Origin of the sequence: Labrys sp. (in: a-proteobacteria), from assembly GCF_047605565.1 — a bacterium.
Classification (GTDB): domain Bacteria; phylum Pseudomonadota; class Alphaproteobacteria; order Rhizobiales; family Labraceae; genus Labrys; species Labrys neptuniae.
The window spans coordinates 50111-57766 of sequence record NZ_JASGFM010000044.1 but is presented as its reverse complement, the minus strand read 5'-3'; the positions used below and the strand labels follow the sequence as shown (position 1 = coordinate 57766).

Annotated in this window: 7 protein-coding genes; 4 read left to right on the top strand and 3 right to left on the bottom strand. The window is 63.8% G+C overall.

Annotation, left to right across the window (positions count from 1 at the left end; genetic code table 11):
- Window positions 1–41 precede the first annotated feature (41 nt).
- The 3 genes from sucD to QM672_RS27705 all read left to right on the top strand — a co-directional run bounded on the left by sucD (window position 42) and on the right by QM672_RS27705 (window position 3299).
- Window positions 42–959, top strand: coding sequence for a succinate--CoA ligase subunit alpha (gene sucD / locus QM672_RS27715; protein ID WP_415086489.1), 918 nt, complete (start codon window positions 42–44; stop codon window positions 957–959).
- A 430-nt stretch (window positions 960–1389) separates the two neighbouring features.
- Window positions 1390–2124, top strand: a complete 735-nt coding sequence (locus QM672_RS27710; protein ID WP_311945174.1) for a GntR family transcriptional regulator — start codon at window positions 1390–1392, stop codon at window positions 2122–2124.
- 176 nt (window positions 2125–2300) lie between these two features.
- Entirely contained in the window at window positions 2301–3299 is a 999-nt protein-coding gene (locus QM672_RS27705; protein ID WP_415086487.1) for an NAD(P)H-quinone oxidoreductase, read from the top strand.
- A gap of 141 nt (window positions 3300–3440) precedes the next feature.
- Here QM672_RS27705 and QM672_RS27700 read toward each other — a convergent pair whose 3' ends face one another.
- The 3 genes from QM672_RS27700 to QM672_RS27690 form a co-directional block, all read right to left on the bottom strand.
- Window positions 3441–3935: a hypothetical protein gene (locus QM672_RS27700; RefSeq protein WP_367625480.1), complete on the bottom strand. Its 495-nt coding sequence runs from the start codon at window positions 3933–3935 to the stop codon at window positions 3441–3443.
- A 76-nt stretch (window positions 3936–4011) separates the two neighbouring features.
- A complete protein-coding gene (locus tag QM672_RS27695; protein WP_367625475.1) occupies window positions 4012–4311 on the bottom strand; it encodes a DUF4242 domain-containing protein in 300 nt (99 codons plus the stop codon).
- Window positions 4312–4472: 161 nt separating this feature from the next.
- Window positions 4473–6251 (bottom strand): winged helix-turn-helix domain-containing protein, encoded by a 1779-nt coding sequence (locus tag QM672_RS27690; protein WP_415086485.1) that lies wholly within the window; start codon window positions 6249–6251, stop codon window positions 4473–4475.
- A gap of 134 nt (window positions 6252–6385) precedes the next feature.
- On the opposite strand from QM672_RS27690, the gene QM672_RS27685 reads away from it, so the two are divergent.
- A complete protein-coding gene (locus tag QM672_RS27685; protein WP_415086483.1) occupies window positions 6386–7411 on the top strand; it encodes a DMT family transporter in 1026 nt (341 codons plus the stop codon).
- Window positions 7412–7656: the final 245 nt, after the last annotated feature.

Here is a 7656-nt window from a genome sequence, read left to right as displayed (position 1 = left end):
GCCGCCCAGAAGATTGTCAAAGCCGTGCGGGAAGCCAAGTAATGTCGATCCTGATCAACAAGCAAACGCGCGTCATCTGCCAGGGCTTCACCGGCAAGAACGGCACCTTCCATTCCGAGCAGGCGCTCAAATACGGCACGCAGCTGGTGGGGGGCACCTCGCCGGGCAAGGGCGGCTCGCAGCATCTGGGCCTGCCGGTGTTCGACACCGTGGCCGAGGCACGCCATGTCACCAAGGCCGATGCCTCGGTGATCTATGTGCCGCCGCCGGGGGCGGCGGATGCGATCTGCGAGGCGATCGACGCGGAAATCCCGCTGATCGTGTGCATCACCGAGGGCATTCCGGTCACCGACATGATCAAGGTGAAGCGGGCGCTGTCGGGCTCGAAGTCGCGCCTGATCGGGCCGAACTGCCCGGGGGTGATGACGGCGGACGAATGCAAGATCGGCATCATGCCGGGCAACATCTTCAAGAAGGGCTCGGTGGGCATCGTGTCGCGCTCGGGCACGCTGACCTATGAGGCGGTGTTCCAGACCACCCATGAGGGGCTGGGGCAGACCACGGCGGTGGGCATTGGCGGCGACCCGGTCAAGGGCACCGAGTTCATCGACGTGCTGGAGATGTTCCTGGCCGATCCCGACACCCATTCGATCGTGATGATCGGGGAGATCGGCGGCTCGGCCGAGGAGGATGCGGCGCAGTTCCTGGCGGACGAAGCCAGGCGCGGGCGGGCCAAGCCGACGGTGGGCTTCGTGGCCGGGCGCACCGCTCCCCCCGGACGGCGCATGGGCCATGCCGGCGCCATCATCTCCGGCGGCAAGGGCGATGCCGGCTCCAAGATCGCCGCGCTCGAAGCCGCCGGCGTCAGGGTATCACCCTCCCCGGCGCGCCTCGGCACCACGCTGACGGAACTGCTGGGCGACTGGTCGCCCCGGCGCCGGCAGGCAGCCGCGGGCTGAGCCGACGCTTCCGAAACACTCATGAATGCCGGTCCCCCGACATTCACCATACCGCCTTCTCCCGGGCGGTATGGGCCTTTCCTTCCGGCGGCGGGCGCGCAGGGGTGCAAGCCCGCCGCCAAAACGATGGTGGAACGACGACAGGCTGCAACGAAGAAGTTACGACGAAGGGAATCGTTCTTCCGAACCGGCTGATCCGGCCGTCATCGGTTCAAGGGCGACCCGTAAACCGTTTTAGGTATACCTAATGCAAGACCGGATAGCGTATATGCGTTATGAAGAGCATGGCGCTATCTGGTCCGGCCGGAGCAAAGCGCGTTTGAACGAAACGCGCTTTGCTCCGGCTGCTGATTCCGACGCGTCTTTGCGATTCTTGGCGATGCCGCCAAATCACAAGTACGCTTTGGGCGATTTGAGAGAGGAAGAGTTCGTGGCTCCAAAAATTCAAGCGCGTTGGCCGATTGCCGACGAATCCACTCCCGAACTGGTGCTGGAACGTTTCTCTCCGGAACAGACCTACAAGACCAAGGTCTATACCGCGCTCAAGCATGCCATCGCCAATATGGACATCTACTCTTCGCCAGAGCCGACCTGGATCGACGAGCGCCAGCTTTCCGAGCGTCTTGGCGTCAGCCGCACGCCGGTTCGCGAGGCCATCGCCATGCTCGAGCAGCAGGGCTTCGTCAAATCCCTGCCCCGGCGCGGCATCATCGTGCTGAAGAAGACCAAGCGCGAGGTGATCGAGATGATCCAGGCCTGGGCGGCCCTGGAAAGCATGGCGGTGCGCCTGATCTGCCAGCGCGCCAGCGACCGGGAAATCGCGCGGCTGCGCACGATCTTCCAAGAGTTCAACGACGCCCACAAGCCGGCCGACTATCCGCACGAATACTCGACCGCCAATATCCGCTTCCACCAGACCATGATCGAGCTTTCCGGCTCGCAGATCCTGGCTGAGATGACCGAGAATCTGGTGTTGCATGTGCGCGGCATCCGCCAGATCACCATCGGCCGCGACGATCGCGCCAGCAAGTCGATCGTCGATCACCTCAACATCATCGAGGCGCTCGAAAAGCGCGACGTCGCCAAGGCCGAAGCCTATGCTCGCGACCACACGCTGGGCCTTGCGGACTATGTCGCCAAGCACAGCGACGGCATCTTCGACTGATTCATCGCCAAACTGCCTTGCGATTGGGTTGGACGACCATGAATCGCAAGGAAGCGTCGAAACAAAGCGTTGAAGCAAAAGGGCGTTTTTTTGCGGAAACGAGCTTTGCTTCGGGACAAGCGATCAGGGCAAACAGCATTGATCGCTCCCCTGCCCTGATACGATTGGAAGCCGCCATGCCCGACCTGCCCGCGACCATGACCGCCATCGCCATCAGCCGGCCCGGCGGCCCCGAAGTGCTGGTGCCGGAAGAGCGTCCGGTGCCGCGCCCCGGCGACAACGAGATTCTGATCCGCGTTGCGGCCGCCGGCGTCAATCGCCCGGACATACTGCAGCGCGCCGGCGCCTATCCGCCACCCAAGGATGCCTCCGACCTGCCGGGATTGGAAGTTGCCGGCGAGGTCGTTGCCATCGGGCCGAAGGTCACCCGCTGGAAGGTCGGCGACAAGGTGACCGCCCTCACACCCGGCGGCGGCTATGCGCCCTTTGCCGTGACCGATGCCGGCCACGCCCTGCCTATTCCCGCCGGCCTCGACATGGTCCAGGCTGCTGCCATCCCCGAAACCTTCTTTACCGTCTGGCACAATGTCTTCCAGCGTGGCCGCCTGCAGAGCGGCGAAACCCTCCTCATTCACGGTGGTTCCTCCGGCATCGGCACCACGGCGATCATGCTGGCCAAGGCCTTGGGCGCCACCGTCATCGTCACTGCGGGCTCACCGGAGAAATGCGAGATCTGCCGCAAGCTCGGTGCCGATGTCGCCATCGACTACAAGGCCGAAGATTGGAGCGCGGCCGTCAAGCAGGCCACCGACAAGCGCGGCCCGGATGTCATCCTCGACATGGTGGGCGGCAGCTATATCGCCAAGAATTACGAGGTGGCGGCGCTGGAAGGGCGCATCGTCAACATCGCCTTCCTGCAGGGCTCGAAGGTCGAGATCGACTTCGTGCGGCTGATGACCAAGCGCCTGAGCCATATGGGTTCCACCCTGAGGGCTCAATCGGTGACGGCCAAGGCGGCCATCGCAGCGGACGTGGAGAAGAACGCCTGGCCCTTGCTGGCGCAGGGGCGCTGCCGCCCGCTGATCCATGCCGTCTTCCCGCTGGCGGAGGCGGCCAAGGCACATGCGTTGATGGAAAGCAGCAGCCACAGCGGCAAGATCGTGCTCACCGTTTAAGCCGCATCGGCCCATCAGCGAACCATGCCGGCCCCGATGCCGAAATCGGGGCGGATGCGATCGTTCACAATCCGCTCCTGTTCCCGGATGCACGGCGTCGAACGTTATCACGTCGAGCGTCCAGGACAGCGCCTTGCTTACCTATTCGGGTTTCGCGGCGTTGCACGATACGTTCGGATTGTTGTCGGCGAAGTGGCCGGCCGGATTTCGTTTCCAGGCCCAGACATGCAGCTCGTAGAATGGATCCAAACCATAGCGGTTGGGCGCACCGTTGAAGTTGAAAAGATGGCCCTCCAACGCAGCCGGCCCCTTGAAGGCTATGTATTCCACGGCAACCAGCACGAGCTTGCCGTCGGGCGTTGGCTCATACATCACCGCTTCGGGCTTTGCGATGTCGATGACGCCATCCTGGAGGAAAGCGCCGTTGACGTAGTGAATGCCCATTGCACCACCCTGCTGGCCGCTGGCGCAGGGAATGGGGGCATAACCTTCGGCGACCGCTACCGAAACATTCTTGAACCGATCATTCGCCTTGCGAACATGATCGAGCAAGGGCGACTCGCCGCCCGAATGCGCCGATGCCGAGCCGGCGCCGAGAAGGGATAATAGGGCGAAAGCCCACCAAGCACGTTTCATTTTACTCTCCAATCGAATGAGCTCTGGACAGGACATCGCGCACCGGCGGCCATGGGGGCCGCGCGGTGCCGATGTTTCAGACTGCCTCGGCTGGCACAGGATCCGGCCGCACGACGACCGTAGTTGCCACCGGATAGAACTCTTCGCCCGGCATGCCGACGCGGCGCGCATGCTCGCGAATGGCGGCGCCGTCCTTGGCTTCATAGATGCAGAATGTGCCGATGCGGCCGTCCGGTTCGTTCACCACATAGCTGCGGATCCAGCGAACCCGGTCCGGCATCTGTTCGTTTCCGATCTGCGCCGACTTGGCGCCGGCCTTTTCCAGTTCAGCGAGCGATGCCCAGGCGCTCGGCCGGCGGATGACATAAAGCTGCATTGTCGTCGTTCCCTTCGAATGGCCGGGCGTTGCCCGCACCATGCCGTGTTGCAGCCACGCACCATGCGTGACGAAGTGGAAACTAGGGGTGAGGTGGCTTGGCCGTCCTTACCGGCGGCTGATCTTGCGATGATCATTCACGCACGCCGGCGACAGTCAGCCTATCCTTGGGCGATCAGGTGGGACGGTGGCGTGGAAGTCAATTGCGGCTGCATCTCGGCCGCCATCATCTGAAGCCGGCGCGAGCCGATGCGGACGGCGGTGCGTTCTGCCGCCGCAATCTCGGTCCGGGCCGCGGCGATGTCCCCCGCTTCCATCAGGATGCGGGCGAGTTCCAGCCGAACACGGGCCGCGTGGTACTCAATTCCGGCGCTTGTCCACAGCTGGCGGGCGAGCACCAGAAACCGGATCGCTTCATTGTCGCTCGCTAGCAAATAATGCGCCTCGTTGACGAGCGCATGCACGGCCGGCTGCGTCCAACGGTCGGACTGTGTTTCCAGTTCGGCCAATGCCCCGGCTGCGATATCGCGAAGGCCACCCATTGCCGCAATGCGCATCCTGTGTGCCAGAAGGATTCCACGCCGCTGGATGTGATACCAGCTCGCGCCTTCGAGCACCCGGTCCAGCGCCGCCAGGGCCACACCCACCTGGCCCGCTTCCGCCAGCAGGACCGCGTTTCCGGGCTCGGCATCCCAGCCCGCGGCATAAGCGGCGGCGTAGTCCTTCCTGGCGCCGTCCAGATCGCCAATCATCGCTCGAATGTCGCCGCGGACGCGATAGCCGTCCCCTATCGACCAGGCCTCCTCCTCCGAGAGCTTCGGCAGAGCCTGGTCGATCGCCGCAAGCGCACCGATCAGGTCGCGTTGCGCCCCGAGGATCTCGGCGCGATGCAGGTCGCAAGTGCCCGGTATGGTGGCGTAGCTCGCCTCGCTCCAGCTGTCGAAGCCTTCGCTCCATTGCCGGGCGCGCGACCAGTCAGGAAAAGTCCGGCAACTCCACAGGATGTTGCAGTAGACAAGACTTCCGAAAACCGGATCCACATTGCTCGACAAGGCAATGGCGGCGGCGTGGTTCTGCTGGCTCACCCCTTGTTCGATGCGGCCAAGCGAGATGTTGTAGAAGCCCATATAGACGAGCGTGAGTGCAATCAGGCCCGGATCGCCACAGGCATGCGCTGCGCTATGCGATTGCAATGACAGTTCGAGCGCCTCCGCGGCACGGCCCTGGAAGATCACCTGCCGCGCCTTCATCCACAAAAGGTAGGCTGTGGTCCGCGGGTCTTCCATGTCACCCAGAAGGGCTTCAGCCCGTCCCATCCAGCCGGAGGCGGCGGCCGGAGCGGAGCGCTCCAACTCGAGTTTGGCGATCGTCACCGCCGCACGCGCGGCGAGGTTGGGCTGCCCCTCGGCAACATAGGCGGCAAGGGCGCGGGTCAGCACCGGGATCGCAGCAGCAGGGCGGCCTTGGCATTCCACCGCCAATGCCCACACATCGATGTCTGCCGCGCAGAGTTGCCCGTCGGCATCGAGCCTCTCGAAGACCATTGCGGCGCCGTGCCAGTCCTTGGCCTTGGCAAACCCCAGCGCCTGGGCACGATTGGACTCTTGCGCGTCGAACCCCGGGACAGCGGCATCAACGCTCGCATCGTCGATCGCAAAACGGTAGCCGTGCCGGACATAGCTGCGGATCGCATTCTCGAGGCCTCCGGCCGACAAAGCTGCGCGGGCCAGGCTGACGGCGCGCTGCAGGGATGCTTCGGTGACATGGAGATTTGGCCACAAGGCATCCATCAATTCGTCTTTCGGGACGACGCGGCCGGCATTTCGGACGAGATAGACCAGAAGATCGAAGACGCGCGGCTGCAATTTTTGCGCAGTTCCCCGCAGCCTGAGCGCGCGCGCTCCCTCGTCGAGTTCAAAGAATCCGAAACGGTGCAGCATCGAGGCCAGTCTCAGCAGGAGCCCGCAAAACCCGGAATGATCAGCAAACGATCAGCCGCCGATAAGGACTAACTTCGGCGTTCATCGCAATTTCGCAGTCACATTACGAAACCAGACTGCGGATGAAAAGCAACATGCCCGAACTTCACCCCATCCGGCTGTCAACGCCGAGTGCCAGCCTGGTTCTGCGCGCAAAAGCCTTGGCATGGCAGGTAGCCGCACTCCTCCGGTTCATTGGCCGGTCCAAATTGGCAGCCGGCGCGAGCGGCTATCTCTCCGGGCTCGGCGCGGCAGTGATCTGGAGCGGTTGGTGGACCGTGACACGCCTCGGCGTAGTCGGCGATCTTGCTGCCACCGACCTTACTGCACTGCGATTTGGCATTTCGGGTCTTTTGTTCCTGCCCCTCGTCTGGCGCGAATGGCCGGCCATACGGCTGGTGGCGCCGCGGCACCTGTTGTTCATGGCTGTCGGCGCCGGCGCGCCCTATACGCTTGTCGCGGCCACGGGCGTCAGGCTGACGGCGGCCGGCCTTGGGGGTGCCATCACGGTCGGCCTCCTGCCGGCGTTCACCTTGATCCTGTCCGTGTTGTTCTTGCGCGAGGCGGTTACGCGAACGCTGGTCACCGGCATCGCCTGCATCGTCATAGGCGCAGGCTGCATGATCGTTGGTACATGGAATGCCGGCTATGACGGCTACGCTCTCGGCTTCTTCGTCGTCGGAGCGTTCATGTGGGCGGGCTACACCGTTTCGCTCAGGCGGACTGGATTGCAGCCTCTGACCGCGACGGCGATCATTTGCGTCGCATCGCTGCTGCTCTACACACCAGCCTGGCTGATCATGTCCGGTCCGGGACATCTGCTTGCCGCTGCCCCTCGAGAATTGCTGCTGCAGATTATCTATCAGTCCCTGCTCTCGGCGATTGCCGCGCTCTACTGCTACGGCCGGGCCATCGGACGGCTCGGTGCCACGCGCGCCTCCGTCTTCGCAGCGATCGTGCCGCTGTTTTCGGTGATCATCGCGGCAGTCGCCCTGCATGAAAGCCCGAGCATGGTCGAGGCGTCCGGCGCAGCGCTGCTGACCATTGGTGCGATCGTCGCAGCACGAAGGACCGGCAGCCAGCTACGGCCTATTCCCGATGCCGGAAAACACCGAGCTTGAGGGCCGACCAATGGCCTCCCGACAAGCGTCCCCTCGCCGTCGCGACGGCCAACTCAGGAGCAGGCCATGACCGACAGGAGCAGCACTGCTGCAGCCACGCCCCTTACCACAGCCTGGAAAGCCGACTGTACCGCGTGCCCGCAAGATGGCGACGCGATCGCAACATGGCACGGACCACGGGAGTGCTTCACGCCCGGCCCGATTCCGCATGGCGCAACATCGACCGGTGTCGCCCGCTTCAAGCC